Source organism: Cognatiluteimonas profundi, from assembly GCF_009792795.1.
Classification (GTDB): domain Bacteria; phylum Pseudomonadota; class Gammaproteobacteria; order Xanthomonadales; family Xanthomonadaceae; genus Cognatiluteimonas; species Cognatiluteimonas profundi.
Genome location: NZ_VKHQ01000005.1, coordinates 106,766 through 127,188, shown reverse-complemented (window position 1 = coordinate 127,188; position 20,423 = coordinate 106,766). Strand labels below are relative to the sequence as shown.

Here is a 20,423-nt window from a genome sequence, read left to right as displayed (position 1 = left end):
GACGAGCCCCTATCGCCGAGCGCGCTGACAGCGGCAGCGTCCGGCGCCGGTCGGCCACTCAGCCGACATCCGCCAGCGCGTCCATCACCGCCGATCCGTAGCGCTCCAGCTTGCCGGCGCCGACGCCGGTGACCGTGGCCAGGTCGTCCAGGTGTCGCGGTTTGCGCAGGGCGATCTCGCGCAGCGTGCTGTCGTGGAAGATCACGTAGGCCGGGACGCCCTGCACGCGCGCGGTCTCGCCGCGCCAGGCGCGTAGCGACGCGAAGCGGTTGGCGGCGTCGGCAGGCAGCGTGGGCACGCTGGCATCGGGTCGCCGCGTACTGTCGCGTCGACGCGGCGTGGCGCCGGGCTCCGCACGCAGCTGGAGCGTGCGTCCGCCCTTGAGCACGGAGGCGCTGTCATTGGTCAGCCGCAAGGCGCCATGGCCTTCGACGTCGACGTCCAGCAAGCCGCAGGCGACGAGTTGCCGGAACACGCTGCGCCACTGCCGCGCATCCAGGTCGGTGCCGATGCCATAGGTGGTCAGCGATTGGTGTCCGTGCTGGCGGATCTTCACCGTGTCGGCGCCGCGCAGCACGTCGATCATGTGCGCCGCGCCGAATCGCTGGCCGCTGCGGTACACGCAGGACAGCGCCTTCTGCGCGGCGACGGTGGCATCCCAGCTGCGTGGTGGCTGCATGCAGTTGTCGCAACTGCCGCATGCGCCCGGGTGCGATTCGCCAAAGTAGCCGAGCAGCGTCTGCCGACGGCAGCCGGTGGATTCGCAATAGCCGATCAGCGTGTCGAGCTTGCTGCGCTCCAGGCGCTTGCGCTCCTCGCCCGACTCGGACTGCTCGATCATGCGTTGCAGCAGCACGGCATCGCCAAGGCCGTAGGCGAGCCATGCTTCGGATGGCTCGCCATCGCGGCCGGCGCGTCCGGTTTCCTGGTAATAGCCTTCCAGCGACTTGGGCAGGTCCATGTGCGCGACGAAGCGCACGTCCGGTTTGTCGATGCCCATGCCGAAGGCGATGGTCGCCACCATGACGATGCCGTCCTCGCGCAGGAAGCGCCGCTGGTTGGCGGCGCGCACGCCTGCATCCAGGCCCGCATGGTAGGGAAGGGCGGTGATGCCGCGTGCAGCCAGCGCGGCCGCGGTCGCGTCGACCTTGCGGCGCGACAGGCAATAGATGATGCCGGAGGCGCCCGCGTGGCCCTCGAGGAAATCCTCCAGCTGGCGGCGGCTGTCGTGCTTCTGCACGACCGTGTAGCGGATGTTGGGCCGGTCGAAGGAGCTGATGAACTGCTGCGCATCCTCCAGCGCCAGCCGCTCGATGATCTCGCGACGTGTCGGCGCATCGGCGGTGGCGGTGAGCGCGATGCGCGGCACCTGCGGCCAGCGCTCGTGCAGCATCGTCAGCTGCCGGTACTCGGGACGGAAGTCATGCCCCCATTGCGACACGCAGTGGGCTTCGTCGATGGCGAACAAGGCAATCGGCGCGCGGTCCAGCAGCGACAGGAACCGCGGCGTCAGCAGTCGCTCCGGAGCGACATAGACAAGGTCCAGCGCGCCATCGAGCAGCTGGCGCTCGGTTGCCGCCGACTCGGCGGCGTCCTGGCTGGAATTGAGGAAGGCCGCGCGCACGCCCAGCTGGCGCAGGGCCTCGACCTGGTCCTGCATCAGCGCGATCAACGGGGAGATGACGATCGCCGTGCCGTCGCGCAGCAGGGCCGGGAGCTGGTAGCACAGGGATTTGCCGCCGCCGGTCGGCATCAGCACCAGCGCGTCACCGCCCCCGGTGACGTGGTCGACGATGCGTGCCTGCTCCCCGCGGAAACTGTCGTAGCCGAAAACGTGGCGGAGCTGGGCAAGTGCGGCGTCGGACATGCGACTAGGTTAGCAGCCGGCGCGCGAAGGGCCTTGGGAAAAACGCCTGCATCAATGTAGGGCTGGCGCGGAGGCGCCACTTCCTGCAACTTGAGCGGGGCGCAGGCGGGGTATCGCTGCAGCGGGCCGGGCAGGCTCGGCGATCCGGGACCTACATTGCCGGATTCGAACGCGTTGTCGCGACCAGGCCAGACACCTCGCGCATGTCCAGTAGCGCCTTGGCTTCCGCCGATGCGCCGGCAATGAGGGTCGCTGCCTTGTCCAGCGCGGACTGGCGCTTCGTGCGATCAGACGGGTAACCCAAGGCGCTGACGTACAGGGCGTAGGCATAGTCACGCCGGAACGAGGTTCCTTTGGCGCCGGCCTGCTGCTCGTGCTCGTAGTAGGCCAGTGCGGGTTGCAGGATGTTCCGCACCTCCCCAGCACGACCCTGCCTGGCAACTGCATGCGCAAGAGCCACCCTGGCCTGGGAGGCCCCGATCTGCGGATCATCCCCCGACCGGGGATCCAACGGCAGGGCCAGCCAGCGGCGCGCCAGCGATTCACCCTGGTGATACTGGCCAAGCCGAATGGCGGCTGCCGCTGCGGTGCGTAGGTTGCCGGTCAGGATGTTGTGCTTCGTGGTGTTCCCGATCGAATCGTCCGCTGGCACGACGATGGCGCCGACGCGATTGGCGTTTGCCACTGCAGTGTCGAAAGCGGCTTGCGATGAACCGCCAAGCAATTGCATGGAACTGGCAAGTTGTCTTGCCACCTCGCCCATCAGCAGGCGCCGTGGATTTCCTGGTGCCGATTGGGCGGCGACCTCGGCGGCATCGCGTGCATAAGCCCGCAACGACTGTGCTGCCCCTCCGGCATTGCCCACGTTTGCCTGCAGTCTCGCAAGTGGAATCCACTGGTACCACAGCGTGGGGCCAAGGCTGGACGGACGGCGCTTGTCCTGTTCCAGTGCTACCAGCGAGCCGAGCGTGCCGATGGCGCGCCTCACCTCGCCACGTTCGAATTGCAGGTCGGCCGTTTGCCGCAGGCCTGTCGACCAGCGTTGCCAGGCACTCAGGTCCGACGGGTTGAATCGGACTTCGTCTTCGCCCGCCTGTACCGTCTTGTTCGCGAAATCGGCGGCGGTCACGTCATCGTGCTGGCGCTGGGCGAGCTCTCCGAGCAATTGCGCCGCCCAGGATCGGTCGGCCAGTGAATGCAGGTCGCCAGGACGACGCGCCAGGATCTTGTCGGCCAGGTCATAGACCTGCTCTTCCAGCGCGCGTGCCTCGGTGAGGCGACCAAGCGACGTCAGGTGACGCGCCTGGGAGTCGGCGGTATCCGCATAGGACGAGGCGGCCGCCAGATCCGACAGATCGAGCGCGCCCAGGCCCACCAGGATCTTCCGGGCTTCGTCGCACGTCGCCACCGCCGTTTCCAGCGGCTGGGCGTGGCTCAGGACGTTCAGCGTGTCCGCGTACAGCTGCCGGACTCTTCGCGACGCGCCGGGTGCACGTGCCAACGGACGCAGCAGGTCCGTCGCCGCGCGTAACTGGCCAGCCGTACCGCGACCATTTCCGCCCGCCACGACACCAAGGTATCCCTGGTTGTAGTCGGTCAGTGCCAGGCCGTAGAGCACCGCTTCGCTGGCGTGACCGCCCCCGCGCAGTTGCTCGAATACCGCCTGGGCCTTGCCGAAATTACGGTAGGCGGCATCGGTCCCGCCGCTTGAGTTGAGCGCCGCGCCTTCGCGGACCAGCGCCATCGCGCGGTTGATCTGCGTTTGCGGGGTGACGAGTTTCGGCGGGAGACTGTCGTAGTAAACGACGGCCATGTGCGCAAGCTTGCCCAGCGTATCGAGCCGGCCGGTCGGCTCCAGTTCGTTGTAGAAATCCTCGATCAGGAAGCTGACCAGCTTTTCGGCATTGGTGCGGGATTTCTGCGCCTCGACCTCGGCGGCGCGCGCGCGGCCGAGGTTGATCCAGCCGAAGGCCGCGCTGCTGATCGCCAGCACCATCAGGACCGCGCAGATGCCCGCGACCATGCGTGCGCGCACCAGCGCGCGATGGGTCGCTGCCTCGCGCGACTGTTGCGCGGCCAGTTGGCCTTGCGCCGCGTCGCGGGCCTCACGCTCCTGTCGCAGCGTTCGACTGGCGAGCACCACGCTGCACAGCACGTCGTGGGTGAGCTCGACGCGGCGCATGTCGAGGCGCTCCTCGATACGCAGCAGGCGTCGGTCGACCAGCTTGGCAAGCGAATCAGGCGCGGCACCGGCGGCGGCGAGCGCCTTGATCAAGCGCTCTTCGGCCAGGCTTTCGCGGTAGCCCGACTCGGTCAGCAGCTCGTCCTCGATCACCCGGCGCACGCCGGCCGGCTGGTCGGCGAGCGCGCGCTCATAGAATTCCGACAGGATCGTGTCGCGCGAACCTGCCAGCAGGTCTGCGGAAATCTCATCGCGTCCCTGCGAAAGCCGCACCGTGTTCAACTCCCGGCACACCAGGCTCAGCAGCGACGGCTCGATCTCGGCGTTCGCAAGCTCGGAGCCGCCGGCAACGAAGCGAACGATCGCCTCGGCGACCTCCCGCGACACCAGTTGGCCGCCGGGCTCGACCACGGCATTCAAGGCCTGTGGGCCGGTCATGCGCGCCAGCCGCATGCGGTTCTGCGTGATCGACGGCATGCTGCCTTTCACGCCTTCCAGGTGCGCGAGGTAATCCTCGCGCAACGCGATCAGCACGCGGTAATCGGCGCGCGCGAAGTCGAAGTCCTCGGCAGCACTGTCGTCGTGCTCGATGCGCGCCTCGAGCGCCGCGGGCGGGCGGTTTTCGACCAGGTCCGCGAGGTCGTCGAGGAACTGCTTCGCGCGCATTCGCCCGGTGTCATCCGCCTGCGCGAGGGTGAAAACCTCCTCGAACTGGTCGAAGATCAGCAGCGGGATCAGCGGCCGGCCATCGGCATCGCGCAGCAGGTCGCCACGATGGTGCAGGAACTCCCACAACGACTCGCCTTCGATCGCCGCACCGGGCCGCGTCCAGACGCCAGCCGCATCGGTTGCCCGCAGGATCGCCTGCTTGATCTGTTCCGACGGTGACGGCGACTCCGGGGCGTAATCGACGCGTACATAGATCGGGCAGTAGCCTTCGACGCGCAGTCGCGGGACGATGCCGGCACGCAGCAGCGACGTCTTGCCAAGGCCCGACTGGCCGAACAGGATCGTGAGCAGCTTGCGCTGCACGCGACGCGCGAGTTCCCCGGTTTCCTCGTCCCGGCCATGGAAATAAGCGCGCGTCTCCTCCGAGTAGGAGAACAGGCCCAGCCAGGGGTTTTGCGGATCGATGGTGACGTCGGTGTCGCCGGTCGTCGCGCTCATTGGCGGGTTCCGCTGAAGAGATTCTGCAGTCCACGAAGGAATTCGGGCGTCGGCTCGCCACCCGGCACGCGCATGATGTGCAACGCCTTGAACTGCTCCGGCACCAGTGCCTCGGATTCGGGTGTGTCGTCGATGCAGGCCGGCAGGATGAATTTCGCGCCGTCGGCCAGGTTGCGCATGCGATCGACCGCATAACTCCATTCGCGGCGGAAGTAGGCTTCATGCCGGCGCTGTGTGTTTGCCGAGATCACCGGCAGGAAGAAGCTGCAACGCGTGATGTTCGCGCGGATCTTGCGATCGTAGTCGTCGCCGCCTTCGAGCCGGTCGAGGTCGAACCATGTCGTCAGTCCGGTGGCGTCCATCGCGGCCTTGAGGCGCTGCACGGCGGGCAGGTCTTCGCGCGCATAGCTGATGAAGATGGCGTTCTCGGGCATCTCGCGCGATGGCGGCAGGAATCGCCGTGGTGCGCTGCCGCCGTCGGCAGCCTGCGCTGGACGCTGGCGCGCTGACCATCGCGCGTGCAACTCGGCAACGAAGGCCTCCGCGCCGCCGTACACGCGCGTGCGCACGCTGACCTGCTGCAGGAATGCGACCAGTCGTCCATCCTGCATCGTGTGGTCGTCGGCGAAGACTTCGCTGACGTCACGCGGGTCGGACAGGCGCTTGCGTTTGGCCATTCGCAGGAACAGGCGCGCCAGCCAGTTGGAGAAATCGCTGCCGATCAACAACAGGTGGTTGTGCTCGAGTTCGTGGAAGAGTTTTTCCGGCGTCAGGTGTTCGGACTGCAATGCGCAGATGAACTCCAGCATGTCCTCATCGGACACCACGTACGTCGGCGATGCGGACAGCCGGCCAAGCAGGTGGTACAGCACGGTGCGCTGCAGCTGGCTGCGCTCGGCCGGCAGGTCGGCGACGCGGTTCGGCGCATAGGCGATGACTTCCGTCGACGGCTGGCCACCATGGCGCTCCAGGTTGATCGCCTGTTCGAGCAGGGGGTCGAACGTGGTGGTGACAAAGAGGTCGAAATCCGTGATCTGGGCCAGCTGCCGCAGTGCCAGCGGCGGCTCGAACTGCACTTCACGCAGGATCGAGCGTAGGCGCGTATAGGCTTCCTCGCGTCGACCGTGCTGGCCCAGGAAGCAGCACATGACATCGTTGAGCGTCAGCGGCTGCGGCAGGCCGACCACATCCACCGACAGGCGGGCAGCGAGTTTCTCCGCCAGCCATTCATACAGCGGACGCAGGCCACGGTCGGTCTGGACGCGCAGCAGGTCTGGTCCGATGATCGGGATGACGCGGCGTTCTTCGATGTAATTGAGCAGATCGTCCCAGGCATCCTCATCGAATGCCTGCAACGCAGCGGTCGCCGGAGGGGTTGCCATGATGTTCCCCACGCGGGATGCATCCCGTGGCGGCCAGCTCGAGGCTGGCCCAGGGAGCGCCGCGTCGCCCAGGCCGATGCAGGAGCCTTCCAGGCCCCTAAATGCGATTGCGCTGGCGGGCCGCGGCAACCGCCGGGCCGGACCTATTGCAGCAGCGAGCGCAGCATCCAGGCGTATTTCTCATGGACCTGCAGGCGCTGCGTCAGCAGGTCGACCGAGGGGTCGTCGCCGGCGGCATCGGCGACCTTGAGCACCGCGCGGGCGGTCCGGCAGACCGCCTCGTTGCCGACGGTCAGCTGGCGCACCATCTCGCGCCAGTCGGCGGTGTCGCCCAGGCCGGGTTCCTCGGCGATCGACGACAGCCGCGTGAATTCGGCATAGGAGCCCGGCGCATTGAACCCGAGCGCGCGGATGCGCTCGGCGACTTCGTCCAGCGCCGTCCACTGCTCGGTGTACTGCGTCTCGAACATCCCATGCAGCGCGTTGAACATCGGGCCGGTGACGTTCCAGTGGAAGTTGTGTGTCTTCAGGTACAGCGTGTAGGCGTCGGCCAGGAAGCGCGACAGGCCGTCGGCGATCTGCTTGCGATCCCCGGCGCCGATCCCGATATCGATGAGTGGCGCCGTGCTGGCGGCGGCGCCCTTTGCCGACCCGGTGGTTGTTGATGTCATGGCCGCTGCTCCGGATGGGGGTTGCCGCCACAATAGGCGGCGGAATCATGCGATGGAAATGAATTGTCACTAACAGATCCATTGACGCAACCTATTGAGGTCCCGGGCAAGGCCGCGCTGGCGGCCGCGCGGCGCGCCGTCGATGGCGCGCTGACGCGCGACCGCGGCCGGCTGCAGGGGCTGTGGTCGCGCTGGAGCGCGAAAGCCGGCGACACGGCTGCCCGCTCGGCCTTCGAGCAGGCGCTGCAGGCATCGGTTGCAACCAGGGCGGCCCGCGCCGCTGCCTTGCCGCAAGCGACGCTGGACGAGAGCCTGCCGATCGCGACGCAGGCCGATCGCATCGTGGCCTTGCTGGGCAGCCATCAGGTGTTGATCGTCGCGGGTGAGACCGGTTCGGGAAAAACCACCCAGCTGCCGAAGCTGTGCCTGGCGGCCGGTCGCGGCGCCGCCGGCCTGATCGGCTGCACGCAGCCGCGCCGCATCGCCGCGCGCGCGGTGGCCCGCCGCGTGGCCGAGGAGTTGCAGGTGCCGCTGGGCGGCGCGGTTGGTTTCCAGGTGCGCTTCAACGACAGCGTGAGCGAGCAGACCGCGATCAAGTTCATGACCGACGGCATCCTGCTGGCGGAAATCCAGTCCGATCGCTGGCTGTCGCGCTACGACACGCTGATCATCGACGAGGCGCACGAACGCAGCCTCAACATCGATTTCCTGCTGGGATACCTCAAGCAGCTGCTGCCGAGGCGGCCGGACCTGAAGGTCATCGTGACCTCGGCGACGATCGACACCACGCGCTTCTCGCAACACTTCGGCGATGCGCCGGTGGTGGACGTCGAGGGCCGCGGTTATCCGGTCGAGCTGCGCTACCGGCCGCTGGAAGGCGACGCCGACAACGAAGGCGAGCGCTCGGTGCTCGAGGGCATCCTCGCCGCCTGCGATGAGATCGCGCACGAGCGGCCGGGCTCCGGAGGCCCGGGCGACACGCTGATCTTCCTGCCCGGCGAGCGTGAGATCCGCGATGCCCACCAGGCACTGGAGCGGCGCAAATACCGGCATACCGAAGTGCTGCCGCTGTACGCGCGACTGTCGGCGCGCGACCAGGATCGCGTGTTCCATCCGGGCAGCCAGCGCCGGATCGTGCTGGCGACCAACGTCGCGGAAACCTCGCTGACGGTGCCGCGCATCCATTACGTCGTCGACCCCGGATATGCGCGCGTCAAGCGCTACAGCCCACGGCAGAAACTCGATCGGCTGCACGTCGAGGTCATTTCCCAGGCCAGCGCCGACCAGCGCAAGGGGCGCTGCGGGCGCATCGCGCCGGGCATCTGCTACCGGCTGTATGCCGAAACCGACTTCGCATCGCGGCCGCCCTACACCGACCCCGAGATCCGCCGTGCCGCGCTTGCCGGCGTGATCCTGAAGATGCTGTCGCTCGGCCTCGGGCGCGTGGAGGATTTCCCGTTCCTGGAGCCGCCCGATCCGCGCGCCGTTGCCGATGGCTGGCAGACGCTGGTCGAACTCGGTGCGGTGCTGGCAACGGACGCTGACCGGCAGCGGACGCTGACGCCGGTCGGCAAGCTGATGGCGCGCATGCCGGTGGACGTCAAGCTGGCGCGCATGCTGGTCGCCGCCAATACGCACGGGTGCCTGCACGAGATGCTGGCGATCGCCAGCTTCCTGGGCATCCAGGATCCGCGCGAGCGTCCTGCCGACCAGCGTGGCGCGGCCGATGCGGCGCATGCGCTCTTCGCCGATCCGCAGTCGGAGTTCGTCGGCATCCTGAAGTTGTGGGAGGCCTATCGCGTCGCCCACGAGGACATGACGCAATCGCAACTGCGCAAATGGGCGGATCGGCACTTCCTGGGTTTCCTGCGCCTGCGCGAGTGGCGCGAGCTGCACCGCCAGTTGAAGCTGCTGTGCGACGACCTCGGCTGGCCGCATGCGCCCGCGCCCGTGGTCGGTGGCGACGGCCACGCACGGCGCGCGTACGTGAGCCTGCATCGCGCCTTGCTTGCGGGCTTGCCGACGCAACTGGGGCATCGCGTGCAGTCCGCCGACCGCAAGGCGGCAAGCCAGTACGACGGTCCGCGTGGACGCAAGTTCCAGTTGTTCCCGGGCTCCACGCCGGCGAAAAAACCACCACCTTGGGTGTTGTCGGCGACCCTGCTCGACACCGAGCGCGTCTGGGCCCTGACCAATGCCGCGGTCGAGCCGGACTGGGCGATCGCGGAATTGCCGCACCTGCTGGTGCGCCGGCACCATGACCCGCACTGGTCGCGCAGCCAGGGTCGCGTGATCGGCAGCGAGCAGATCAGCCTGTTCGGCCTGGTGCTCGCGCCCAAGCGTCCGGTGCATTACGGCGCGCTGTATCCGGATGAGTCGCGACACATCTTCGTCCGCGATGCGCTCGTCACCGGTGAGATCGACACCCGCAGTGCGTTCCTCGCCCGAAACCTCGCGACCCTGCACAAGGCGCGGGAAGAAGAAGCCAAGCAACGCCGCGCCGGCATCGTGGTCGACGAGGACTGGCAGGCGCGCTGGTACCTCGACCGATTGCCGCCCGACGTCCACAACGTGCAGGCGCTGGATGCGTGGTACGGCAAGCTGCCGGATGCCAAAAAGAAGTCGATCGAATGGTCGCGCGACGAACTGCTGGTCGGCGACGAAACCGACGCGGCGCGATTTCCGCCGTATCTCGCACTCAGCGATTCCCGCCTGGCGCTGCAATACCGCTTCGAGCCGGGTGCGATCGACGACGGCATGACCGTCGCCGTGCCGCTGCACCTGCTCAATGCGCTGGATCCGGCGCGCCTGTCGTGGCTGGCGCCGGGATTCGTCGCCGACAAGGCAGCGGCACTGATCAGGACGCTGCCGAAGAACCTGCGGCGCAATGTCGTGCCGGCACCGGATTTCGCCCGCGCATTCGCCGAAGCCTGGCCGCAGCCGGACGCCGATGCCATCGAGGGCACCCTCGCGCGCTTCCTGTCGAAGGCCACCGGCGTGGTATTGCCCGCCACCGAATTCAATCCCGCCGCGATCGATCCGCACCTGCATGTGAACCTGCGCCTGTTCGATGCCGACGGTCGTACGGTGCTGGCCGAGTCACGCGACCTGGACGCCTTGCGACAGCAATTCGGCGCGCGTGCCGCGGAGGCGTTCGCGGCGCATGCGGCCAAGGGCATGGCGCGCAAGGGGCTGACCCGGTTTCCGGACACGCCCATTCCGGTTTCCGTCGCTGGCGCCGGTGGCATCCCGGCATATCCGGCACTGGATGCCATCGATGGCGTGGTGTCGCTGGACGTGCACGCCGATCGTGCGCAGGCGCTGCGCCGGCATCCGCGCGGCGTGCGCAGGCTGCTCGAGCTGGCGCTGGCCGACCGCATCAAGCAGGCGCGCAAGCAGTTGCCCGTGCAGCCCAGGACCGCACTGCTGTATGCGGCGATCGAGTCGGCCGCGCCGCGGTCGGACGGCGTGGCGGGACATGATCGCCTTCGCGCCGACCTGGTCGATGGTGTCTTCGCCAAACTGGCGGCCGATGCGCTGGAGGACATCCGCGATGTGGGTGCGTTCGGGCAGCGCCGCGAGGCGATCGCGCGCGAATTGTTTCCCGCGGCCGTCGAGCGACTTGCGCAGGCGCAGGTCATCCTCACGCTGGTCGCCGAGGTGCGCGAGAAGCTGGAGTCGCGCCTGGTCGGCTGGGCGAGCGGCAACCTGGACGACATGCGCAGGCAGCTGGCGGGGCTGACGCCGCCGGGATTCCTGCGCGACGTGCCCGCGGACGTGCTTGCGGACTATCCGCGCTACCTGAAGGCGCTGGCGCTGCGTGCCGAGCGCGCGCTGCGCGATCCGGTCCGCGACCAGGCACGCATGCTCGAACTCAAGCCATTCACCGATGCGCTGCAGGCCGCGCGTACGCCAGGGCGCGATGACGACGACTGGCAGGCGTTGCGCTGGGACCTGGAGGAACTGCGGGTGTCGCTGTTCGCGCAGGAACTGGGCGCGCGATCGGGCATATCGGTCAAGAAGCTCGCCACCCGCCTGGCGCGCCTGGGCGGGTGACGGCGATGGCCCGCGGAATTACTTGACGCGCTTGACCTGCGCGCGGGTGTGGTAGCGACCGACCGCCATGTACCAGGTATCGCCGAGCAGCGCCGGCTTGATGCTGACCTCCGGGTTGGTCAGGCGCACGCCCGGCAATTGCGCATCGTCGATCTGTTTCCAGACCTGTCCGCTGTCGAGCGTGTAGATCCGGCCCTTCTTGAAGCCGTCGAACTCGCCGGTGATGCGTCCATTGATCGGCTCGTCCGATCCGAAGCTCAGGAACCCGCGGTTCTCGTGCACGACCTGCTGCTTGGCATCCGCGGCGGCCCTGGCCGTCTGCGTCTCCAGGGTGCGGCCGAGCCAGGTGTTCAGGTTTGCCAGCTCGTCGGCGCTGAGCTTGTCGAGCCCGGCGGCCTTGAACTGCTCCGGCGTCATCTGTTTCTCGATCGCCGGCTGCGCGGTCTGGGCGAACACAGGCGCCATGCAGGCAAGCAACACGGCAACGGCGAGCGAACGTATCGAAAGCATGGTCTGTTCCTTGGGTCGTGGCGCGGCTAGTGTAGACGCTCCCATCCCAACCATGACCGACGTGGCGTCCCCCCGGAGCGAGCTTCCCGATGGCCTGAATGCCGTGCTGGCGATGCCGGCGTGCGCCGCCATCCGGCCGGCGATGCGGGCGGCACTGCAGTCCGCGATCGACTCCGGCGACGGCGACACGCTGCGCGATGCGCCGGACGTGCTGGCCGATACCGTGTCCGCGCTGGCGATGCTCGAGTCCGATGGCGACGTGCTGGCGGCGGCGATCCTGCATGTCGCCTCTGGCGTGCGCGAACGCCTGCAGCCACGGATCGCGCGCGAATTCCCCGCCGTTGCGATGTTGCTGGAAGGGCAGAAGGCGGCCAGCCAGGTCTGGGCCCTGCACGCCGAGCGCCAGGCCGGCGGCAGCAGCGAGGGACTGCGGCGGCTGCTGCTGGCCATCGTCCGCGACCTGCGCGTCGTGCCGATCCTGCTCGCGCGGCAGCTGGCGCGCATGCGCCATGCCGGCCGCCTGCCGCCGGAGCAGCGTCGCGCACTGGCGCAGCTGACGCGCGACATCCACGCGCCGCTCGCCAACCGGCTGGGCATCTGGCAGCTGAAATGGGAACTGGAGGATCTCGCCTTCCGCGACCTGGAACCCGACACCTACCAGCGCATCGCGCGATTGCTCGACGACAAGCGCAGCGGCCGCGAGCGTTACATCGAGCAGGTGAAACGGACGCTGGAAGCCGCCCTCGCCGCGCAGGACCTGCACGCCGAAGTCGCCGGGCGACCGAAACACATCTTCAGCATCTGGAAGAAGATGCAGAAGAAGAACATCCCCTTCGGCGAGCTCTATGACCTGCGCGCGGTGCGCGTGCTGGTCGACGACATTCCCGCCTGCTACGCCGCGCTGGGCACGGTGCACGCGCTGTGGCAGCCGGTGCCGGGGGAGTTCGACGACTACATCGCGCGGCCCAAGCGCAACGATTACCGATCGCTGCACACGGCCGTGATCGGGCCGGAAGGCAAGGCGCTGGAAGTGCAGATCCGCACCTTCGACATGCATGCGCAGGCCGAGCTGGGCGTCGCCGCGCACTGGCGCTACAAGGAAGGACGCGGCGTCGAGCACCGGTCGGCGGCGGCCGATGCCGCGCTGGATCGCAAGATCGAGTGGATGCGACGCCTGCTCGACAGCCATGCCGAGCGCGACGACGGCAACGCCGGGCTGCTGGGCGAGATCGACAGCGAGCTGGTCGAGGATCGCATCTACGTGCTGACGCCGAAGGGCGAGGTCGTGGACCTGCCGCATGGCGCGACGCCGCTCGACTTCGCGTACCACGTGCATACCGAGGTCGGCCATCGTTGCCGCGGCGCGAAGGTGGACGGTCGCATCGTGCCGCTCGACCACAAGCTGCATAGCGGCGACCGGGTCGAGATCATGGTCGCCAAGGCCGGCGAGCCCCGTCGCGACTGGCTGGTCGCTTCCAACGGCTTCCTGGCCAGCACGCGCTCGCGGGAGAAAGTCCGCAACTGGTTCAACAAACTCGATCGCGCGCGCAACGTGCAGGCCGGTCGCGAACTGCTGGAGAAGGAACTCAAGCGCGTCGGCCTGCAACAGGCGGATCCGTCACCGGCGCTGCAGAAATTCAATGCCGCGACCTTGGAGGACCTGCAGGTGCAGGTGGCGCTGGGCGATGTCGGCCCGCACCAGGTGGCGCGTGCCCTGCTCGAGCACGAGCGCGCGCGCAGCGAGCCGCCGCGCGAGGTCGTGCGGCAGCCGGCATATCCACGTTCGCGCGCGACACAGACTTCGTCGTTCACGGTCGTCGGCGTCGGCAACCTGCTGGTGCAGATCGCCCGGTGCTGCCAGCCCTTGCCGGGCGAGGCGATTGCCGGCTACCTCACGCGGGGACGCGGCATCAGCGTGCATCGTGTCGATTGCGCGACGCTGCAGCGCCTGTCCGCGGCCCAGCCGCAGCGGGTGTTGCCGGTGGAGTGGGGACGCCAGGGCAGCGGATCGGAAGCCGATGTGCTGGTCGATGCCGTCGACCGGAAATGGCTGCTCAAGGATGTGACCAACCTCATCGCCCAGGAAGACACGCACGTGCTCGACATCCACAGCGAACCGACGCGCCGCGATGGCCGCGTCCGCCTCAGGCTGCGATTGCGGGTCGCCGATTACGGACAACTGTCGCGCCTGCTTGGCAAGCTTGACGGACTGCCTGGCGTCGAACGGGCGTGCCGTGCCTGACTGGGCGTTGGCCAGCGTGCAGTTGATGCCAGGGGTGTCGTCGCCGTGAGCGGCAAGCCAACCAGCGGGCGGCGCCAGGCAACGGCCATGGCACGTTTGCTTTCGTCGGCATGGATCCGGTGGGTCATGGCTTCCGTGATCCTGCTGGCGCTGCTGCTGGTGGTGTTCCGCCGACCGCTTGCCGATCGCATCTGGCCGGAGGCGAGTGCGCCGGCATTGCGCGATCGCGCGGCGCTGGCGCTGGCGCGCGGACACCTGACCGCTGCCGATGGCTCTGGCGCCCGTGAACTCTACGAGGCCGCGCTGGCCATCGATCCCGATGGCAACGATGCACGCACGGGGCTGATGCGCGTCGCCCAGGCTGCGCTTGGTCAGGCCGCGGATGCCATCAGCGCGGGCCGCTATGCCGAGGCCCATCGTGCCTTGCAGCTCGCGCGATCGCTGTCCGTTCCCGCGGCGCAGGCCGATGCGGTCGCGGCACGACTGCGGCAGGAGGAAGCCCGGCACGCCGGCATCGAACGCCTGCTCGCGCAGGCCGCGAGCGCGCGCGCGGCGCACCGCCTCGACGGAAGCCCCGATGCGGCCTTGCCGCTCTACCAACGCATCCTGGCGATGCAGCCCGATCGCGTCGAAGCGCTCGAAGGCCGCGAGGACGCGTTGTCGGACCTGTTGCAGCAGGCACGCCGGGCGCTGGAGCAGCAGGATCTCGAGCAGGGCGCGCGCCTGGTCGCGGCCGCGCGCGCCTACGACGCCGGCCACGCCGACCTGCCTGATGCGCAGGCGCGCCTGTCGAGCGAACTGGACCAGGAGGGTCAACGCGCCATGCGAGACCTGCGCGCCGGTCGCCTGGATCGCGCGGCCGCACGGTTCCAGACCGTGCTCCGGATCGACAGCGCCAACACGGCTGCGCAACGCGGGCTGGAGCACGTTGCCGTCGCCTGGGCCAGGCGCGCGGAGCGGGCCGCGTCGGACTTCCAGTTTGCCGATGCCGACCATGCCCTGGCGCAGGCGCGCCTGCTGGCACCCGATGCGGTCGCGGTGCGCAACGCCGGCCATGCGATCGCCCGCGCAAGGCAGGCCAAGGCCACGCTGAAACCATTGGTCGGTGGGCGCGAGCGCACGCGCAGGGTCCGGCAGTTGCTGGAGCAGGCGGCAGCGGCGGAGAAGAAGGGCGACCTGCTGACGCCGCCGGGCGACAGTGCCTTCGACAAATTGCGTGCAGCGCGTGCGCTGGCGCCCACCGATCATGCCGTGCGCGAGGAAAGCATGCACATGCTTGTCATCGCGCGGCAGTGTTTCGAGCGCGAACTGCGCAACAACAACCTCGCCGGGGCAGGATCGTGCCTGGATGCGCGGATCGCGCTGGATGGCGAGGGGCGGCGCATCGCCCAGGACCGGCGGCGGCTGGCGCAACGCTGGCTGGCCGTTGGCGACGAGCGGCTCACGGCGGGCGACAGCCACGGCGCCGTCTCGGCGCTCGACCATGCGCGCGCGCTGGATCCGCAGACGCCGGGCATCGCGCAATTCAGCGAGCGATTGCGCCTGGCCGGCGCGCACTAGCCGGCGTCAGTCCTGCAGGAACAGGGTCCGGACGGTGTCGCGCGCGCTGTCGATCGAGAAATGCCGGCTGACGTTTTCCAGCCCCGCGACGGACAGTTGCCGCCATAGGGCTGGATCCTCGTGCAGCCTGACGATCTGGGCCGCGAACGACCCGGCATCGTCGGCGACGAGCACATCGACCCCGTCGCGCAGGTGCATTCCCTCCACGGCGCAGGAGGTCGCGACCACCGGTTGCCCGTGCGCCATGCTGAGGTTGATCTTGCCCTTGACGCCCGCGCCATAACGCAGCGGCGCAATGGCGATCCGGCAGCCATCCATGTAGGGATCGATATCCGGCACATGCCCGTGCACGTGGATTCCATCACGCGCGCCGAGCGCCTGGATGGAAGGGGTGATGTCGCTGCCGATGCAATGGAACTGCACCTCGGGAAGCCGTTCCCGGACGAGCGGGAAGACGTCGTTGGCGAACCATGACACCGCGTCGGTATTCGGCGGGTGGCGGAAGCCGCCGACGAACACCAGGTCGCGGCGATCGGCGAACGGCAGGCCCGGGCCGGAAATGCGGTGCAGGTTGGACAGCACCTCGACCGTCGCCAGTGGTGCATCGCGCGCCAGCATTGCGCGCTCGACCTCGCTCACGACCAGGGTGACGTCGCTGCCGGCAATCACGCCGAGTTCCGCAGTGCGCGTGCGCTGTGCCGCAGCGTCCAGGGCGGGGTCGCCGGCGAGTTCCGCGGCCCGCTGCTCGCGCAGGTAATGCAGGTCCACGGTATCGAACACGATGCGTGCCTGTGGCGCGTGCCGTCGCACCAGTGGCAGGAATTCGCTGGCGACGTAATGCCGGCACAGCAGCACGGCGTCGAAACGCGGCCCGTGTTCGCGCAGCCACGCGGGCGCGCGCCGCGCGAACGGCGCATACCAGGCTTCCACGCCAAGCTGCTGCAGGGCCTGCGTATAGCGCCCGCCGTGTTCGCGGTTGGCGGGCACGAAGACCACGTGCGCGCCCTCGGCCCGCAGCATCCGCATCAGGTTGACCAGGCGCACGGATCCGGAGTCGTGGTCCGGCTGCGGCGTCAACGCATCGATGATCAGGATCTGCTGCTGGTTGCGATGGACGATTGCCGGGGACGGCACGGTGCCGGCGGCGGGCTGGGCGGACAGCGCATCGCGCCGGTGCTCGGCGAAGCGTTCGCGGTTGCGGGCCTGGTACGCCTTCGCGCCGCTGCCGATATCGGTGCCGGACGTGGTGCCCTCGTCATGGACGACGCGCGCGGCCGGCTGGTAGATCACGCGCTTGCCCGCGGCGCGCACGCCGAATGCGAGGTCGGTGTCCTCGTAATAGGCGGGCGCATAGCGCGCATCGAATCCTCCCAGCTGCGCGAACAGCGCGCGCGGGATCGCGATCGCCGCGCCGCTCAGGTAATCGGCGTCGCGCAGGTAGGAAAACCGCGGATCGCCGGTGGATTCGAAGCGTCCGTAGTTCCAGCCGCTGCCGTCGGCGAAGACCACGCCACCGGCTTCCTGCAGGCGGCCGTCGGGATAGAGCAGCTGCGCGCCCACGAGTCCGGCTTCGGGCTCCGCATCCAGCGTGCCGACCAGGCTGTCCAGCCATCCGGGTTGCGGGACCGTGTCGTTGTTGAGGAACACGAGGATGTCGCCGCGGGCGAGCGATGCGCCGTCGTTGCAGGCCGCGATGAAACCACCGTTCTGGGCGCGGCGGTGGTAGCGCACGCCGGCGACCTGCGGCAGGCACGCCGCGGTGTCGTCGCTGGAGCCATCGTCGACCACGATGATCTCGAACGGGACGGCAGGTGGATGTTCCGCGATCGCGCGCAGGCAGGCCAGCGTATGCAAGAAATGGTTGTAGACCGGGATGACCACGCTGGCGCGGGGCGATGCGCTGGTGGCGATGCTGAACGGCTGGAATGGCGTCGCCGGCGGCCGATAGAGGCTGGCGGCCTCGGCGATCGGGCGTACCCGTGCGTGGTCCTGCACGCGTCCCCAACTTGCGCGCCAGCCGCGGACCCGGAGGCTGATCCATCCGCGCCGCGCCAGGCCCAGCGCGCGAATGCACAGGAAGCGCGCATCAGCCAACAACGACATGCAACGGAACTCCGGCTGACTTGAAGGGCGGCGCGCGCGGCGGGTGTGGCGGGGTCTGCGCTAGACTCGCCGTTGCGCTGGCGATGCCGCCATTGTCGCATTCCTCGAACGCCTGCTGGCAGGCGCAGCTACTCCCTTGCCGCCGACGCCAATGCCCCGCATCGATTACGACGAAGACGACACCGATCACGACGACGACGCCTTTCCGCCAGCCTGGCGGCGACGCCTGCTGACCTGGGGACTGGCCGCGATCGGCATTGGACTCGGCTTCCTGATCCCGTACACGCTGTATCTGAACCACCAGGTCGGCCAGCGCTTCGGCCAGCTGCGCTGGCAGATCCCGACACGCGTCTACGCCCGGCCCCTGCAGTTGCGCGCGGGGCTCGCCATGGACGCGCAGACCCTGAAGACCGAACTGGACGCGGCGTCGTATCGCGAGGATGGCGGCCTGCGTCCCGGCACCTACCAGCGATCCGGAAGCGTCTGGCGCATCGCCAGTCGCGGCTTCCACGACGTCGACGGCAACATCGGTCCGAGCCGGGTCGAGGTCACGCTCTCCGGGGATCGGGTCGCGAGCGTGCGCGACGCCGCGCGCGGTCGTCCGATCAAGTCGGTGCGGCTGGATGCCGCCCGCATCGCCACCCTGTATGGACAGAAACAGGAAGAGCGGCGGCTGGTGCGCATCGAGGAGGTTCCCGAACTCCTGGTGACCGGACTGCAGGCGGTCGAGGACCGCGACTTCGCCCACCACCACGGCATCGACCTGGGCGGCATGCTGCGCGCGGCCTTCGTCACCGTGCGTTCGGGCGGCGAGAACAAGCAGGGTGCGAGCACCATCACCCAGCAGCTGGCCCGCAGCGGCCTGCTGGGAATCGGCCGCGAGCAGACCATCAGCCGCAAGGCCAAGGAAATCCTGTATGCGTTGTTGATCGAGGCGCGCTACGACAAGCGCACGATCCTGGAAACCTACCTCAACCAGGTCTACCTCGGGCAGCGCGGGTCGCAGGAGATCCGCGGTGTCGCCGCCGGCGCCGAGTACTGGTTCGGACGTGATCTTCGCGACCTGAGCACCGAGCAGGTCGCGTTGCTGATCGGCATCATCCGGGGCCCGTCCTACTACGACCCACGACGCAATCCCGAGCGTGCAACCGATCGCCGGAATTTCGCCCTGTCCAAGATGCATGAGACCGGGCTGATCGACGATGCCGAATACGAGCGTGCGCGCAAGGCTCCGCTCGGCGTCACCAATGCGCCGGGCAGCCTGGCCGCCAATCGTTTCCCCGCGTATGTCGACCTGGTGCGTCGACAGCTGGCGCGCGACTATCCCGCCGATGCCCTGCAGGGTGCCGGCCTGAGCGTGATGACGGCCATGTCGCCGGCCGCCCAGGCGTATGCGGAAGGCTCCGTCACCCGCACGCTCAAGGCGCTCGACACGAAGCGACGCCCGTCATTGGAGGCAGGCGTCATCCTGACCGACGTGCACGACGGCGAAGTGCGCGCGGTGGTCGGCAGTCGCGAGTTCGTCGAGCACGGTTTCAACCGTGCGGTCGAAGCGCAGCGACCGGTCGGCTCGCTGCTCAAGCCATTCGTCTACCTGCTGGCGCTGGCGCAGCCCGGCAAGTGGTCGCTGGCCAGCTGGGTCGATGATTCGCCGATCACCGTCTCGCTGGGAAACGGCCGGCACTGGACGCCGGGCAATGACGAAGGCCGCAGCCACGGCACCGTCCGCCTGATCGATGCGCTGGCGCGTTCGTACAACATCGCCACCGTGCGCGTCGGCATGCAGGTCGGCCCGGAGCGGCTGGCCGACCTGATCCACACGCTCGCGGGCATCGTCGCCAAGCCCAATCCGGCATTGATCCTGGGGGCGGTCGACCAGAGCCCTTATGCGATTGCGCAGCTGTACCAGTTCCTGGCGTCGGACGGTGAAATCCAGCCATTGCACGCAGTGCGCGGCGTGCTGGATCCGGACGGCAACGCGGTGAATCGCTATGACAAGGCGCCCGCGCCCGCGCAGGAAGGCGACGCGATCGCCGCGCGGCTGGTGACGACCGCCCTGCAGCAGGCCGTCATCGGTGGAACCGGGCACCAGCTGATCGCCGATGGACTCGGCCGGCTGCAGCCCGCGGGCAAGACCGGCACGACCAACGACAGTCGCGACAGCTGGTTCGCCGGCTGGACCGGGGATCACCTGGCGGTGATCTGGGTGGGCAACGACCAGAACCAGCCGACAGGCCTGTATGGCGCGACGGGTGCGATGCGGGTGTGGTCGGGGATTTTCTCGCGCCTGCCCAGCGCGCCACTGCAGCTCTCCGACAAGGGGCTGGACTGGCAATGGGTGGTGCAGTCCAACAGCACCGACGCCGCCTGTCCCGGCGCGCGTCGCTTCGCCTTCGTCGCCGGGTTTGCGCCGCCATACCAGCCCTGTGTCTACGCCGCACCCGAAGCCGATCCCTATTACCAGGAGCAAGCGGCCCCGCCGGAGGAAACCCGCGGCGGCTGGCGCGACTGGCTGGGCATCGGCAACCACGGCGACCCTGCCAAGCAGCCACCACCGCCACCGCCTCCGCCGCCCGCGCCGGAGCCGCAGCAGTGATGACAGTCGCAAGCCGCACCGCCATCGATGCCCTTGCGCGTTCCGCGCCCGCCCGTGGAATGGACGTGTCGACGGGATTCGCAGCGT

The 20,423-nt window shown here is 68.6% G+C and carries 10 protein-coding genes; 4 read left to right on the top strand and 6 right to left on the bottom strand.

Annotated features, from left to right (window positions below; all coding sequences use genetic code 11):
* Positions 1–58: 58 nt before the first annotated feature.
* From recQ to GST15_RS10460, 4 genes are all read right to left on the bottom strand, one after another.
* The gene (gene recQ, locus GST15_RS10475) at positions 59–1,867 is read right to left on the bottom strand and encodes a DNA helicase RecQ (protein ID WP_159017246.1); all 1,809 of its coding nucleotides are present in this window, start codon (positions 1,865–1,867) and stop codon (positions 59–61) included.
* A 151-nt stretch (positions 1,868–2,018) separates the two neighbouring features.
* A complete protein-coding gene (locus tag GST15_RS10470; protein WP_159017245.1) occupies positions 2,019–5,216 on the bottom strand; it encodes an nSTAND1 domain-containing NTPase in 3,198 nt (1,065 codons plus the stop codon).
* Positions 5,213–6,598 (bottom strand): toll/interleukin-1 receptor domain-containing protein, encoded by a 1,386-nt coding sequence (locus tag GST15_RS10465; RefSeq protein ID WP_159017244.1) that lies wholly within the window; start codon positions 6,596–6,598, stop codon positions 5,213–5,215. Before GST15_RS10465 ends, GST15_RS10470 begins: the two co-directional genes overlap by 4 nt.
* Before the next feature lie 143 nt (positions 6,599–6,741).
* On the bottom strand, positions 6,742–7,269 hold the full coding sequence (locus GST15_RS10460) for a Dps family protein (RefSeq protein WP_159017243.1): 528 nt from the start codon (positions 7,267–7,269) through the stop codon (positions 6,742–6,744).
* 93 nt (positions 7,270–7,362) lie between these two features.
* Here GST15_RS10460 and hrpA point away from each other — a divergent pair, with 93 nt between their 5' ends.
* Entirely contained in the window at positions 7,363–11,325 is a 3,963-nt protein-coding gene (gene hrpA, locus GST15_RS10455) for an ATP-dependent RNA helicase HrpA (protein WP_233263177.1), read from the top strand.
* 18 nt (positions 11,326–11,343) lie between these two features.
* Here hrpA and GST15_RS10450 read toward each other — a convergent pair whose 3' ends face one another.
* Entirely contained in the window at positions 11,344–11,835 is a 492-nt protein-coding gene (locus tag GST15_RS10450) for a hypothetical protein (protein WP_159017241.1), read from the bottom strand.
* A gap of 52 nt (positions 11,836–11,887) precedes the next feature.
* Between GST15_RS10450 and GST15_RS10445 the strand changes: the two genes are divergently transcribed.
* On the top strand, positions 11,888–14,077 hold the full coding sequence (locus GST15_RS10445; RefSeq protein ID WP_159017240.1) for a RelA/SpoT family protein: 2,190 nt from the start codon (positions 11,888–11,890) through the stop codon (positions 14,075–14,077).
* 126 nt (positions 14,078–14,203) lie between these two features.
* The gene (locus GST15_RS10440) at positions 14,204–15,637 is read left to right on the top strand and encodes a hypothetical protein (RefSeq protein ID WP_159017239.1); all 1,434 of its coding nucleotides are present in this window, start codon (positions 14,204–14,206) and stop codon (positions 15,635–15,637) included.
* Between the two features lie 6 nt (positions 15,638–15,643).
* Here the strand turns inward: GST15_RS10440 and GST15_RS10435 are convergent, their stop codons facing one another.
* Positions 15,644–17,740 (bottom strand): glycosyltransferase, encoded by a 2,097-nt coding sequence (locus tag GST15_RS10435; RefSeq protein WP_159017238.1) that lies wholly within the window; start codon positions 17,738–17,740, stop codon positions 15,644–15,646.
* A gap of 151 nt (positions 17,741–17,891) precedes the next feature.
* Here GST15_RS10435 and mrcB point away from each other — a divergent pair, with 151 nt between their 5' ends.
* A complete protein-coding gene (gene mrcB, locus GST15_RS10430) occupies positions 17,892–20,336 on the top strand; it encodes a penicillin-binding protein 1B (protein WP_159017237.1) in 2,445 nt (814 codons plus the stop codon).
* Positions 20,337–20,423 lie beyond the last annotated feature (87 nt).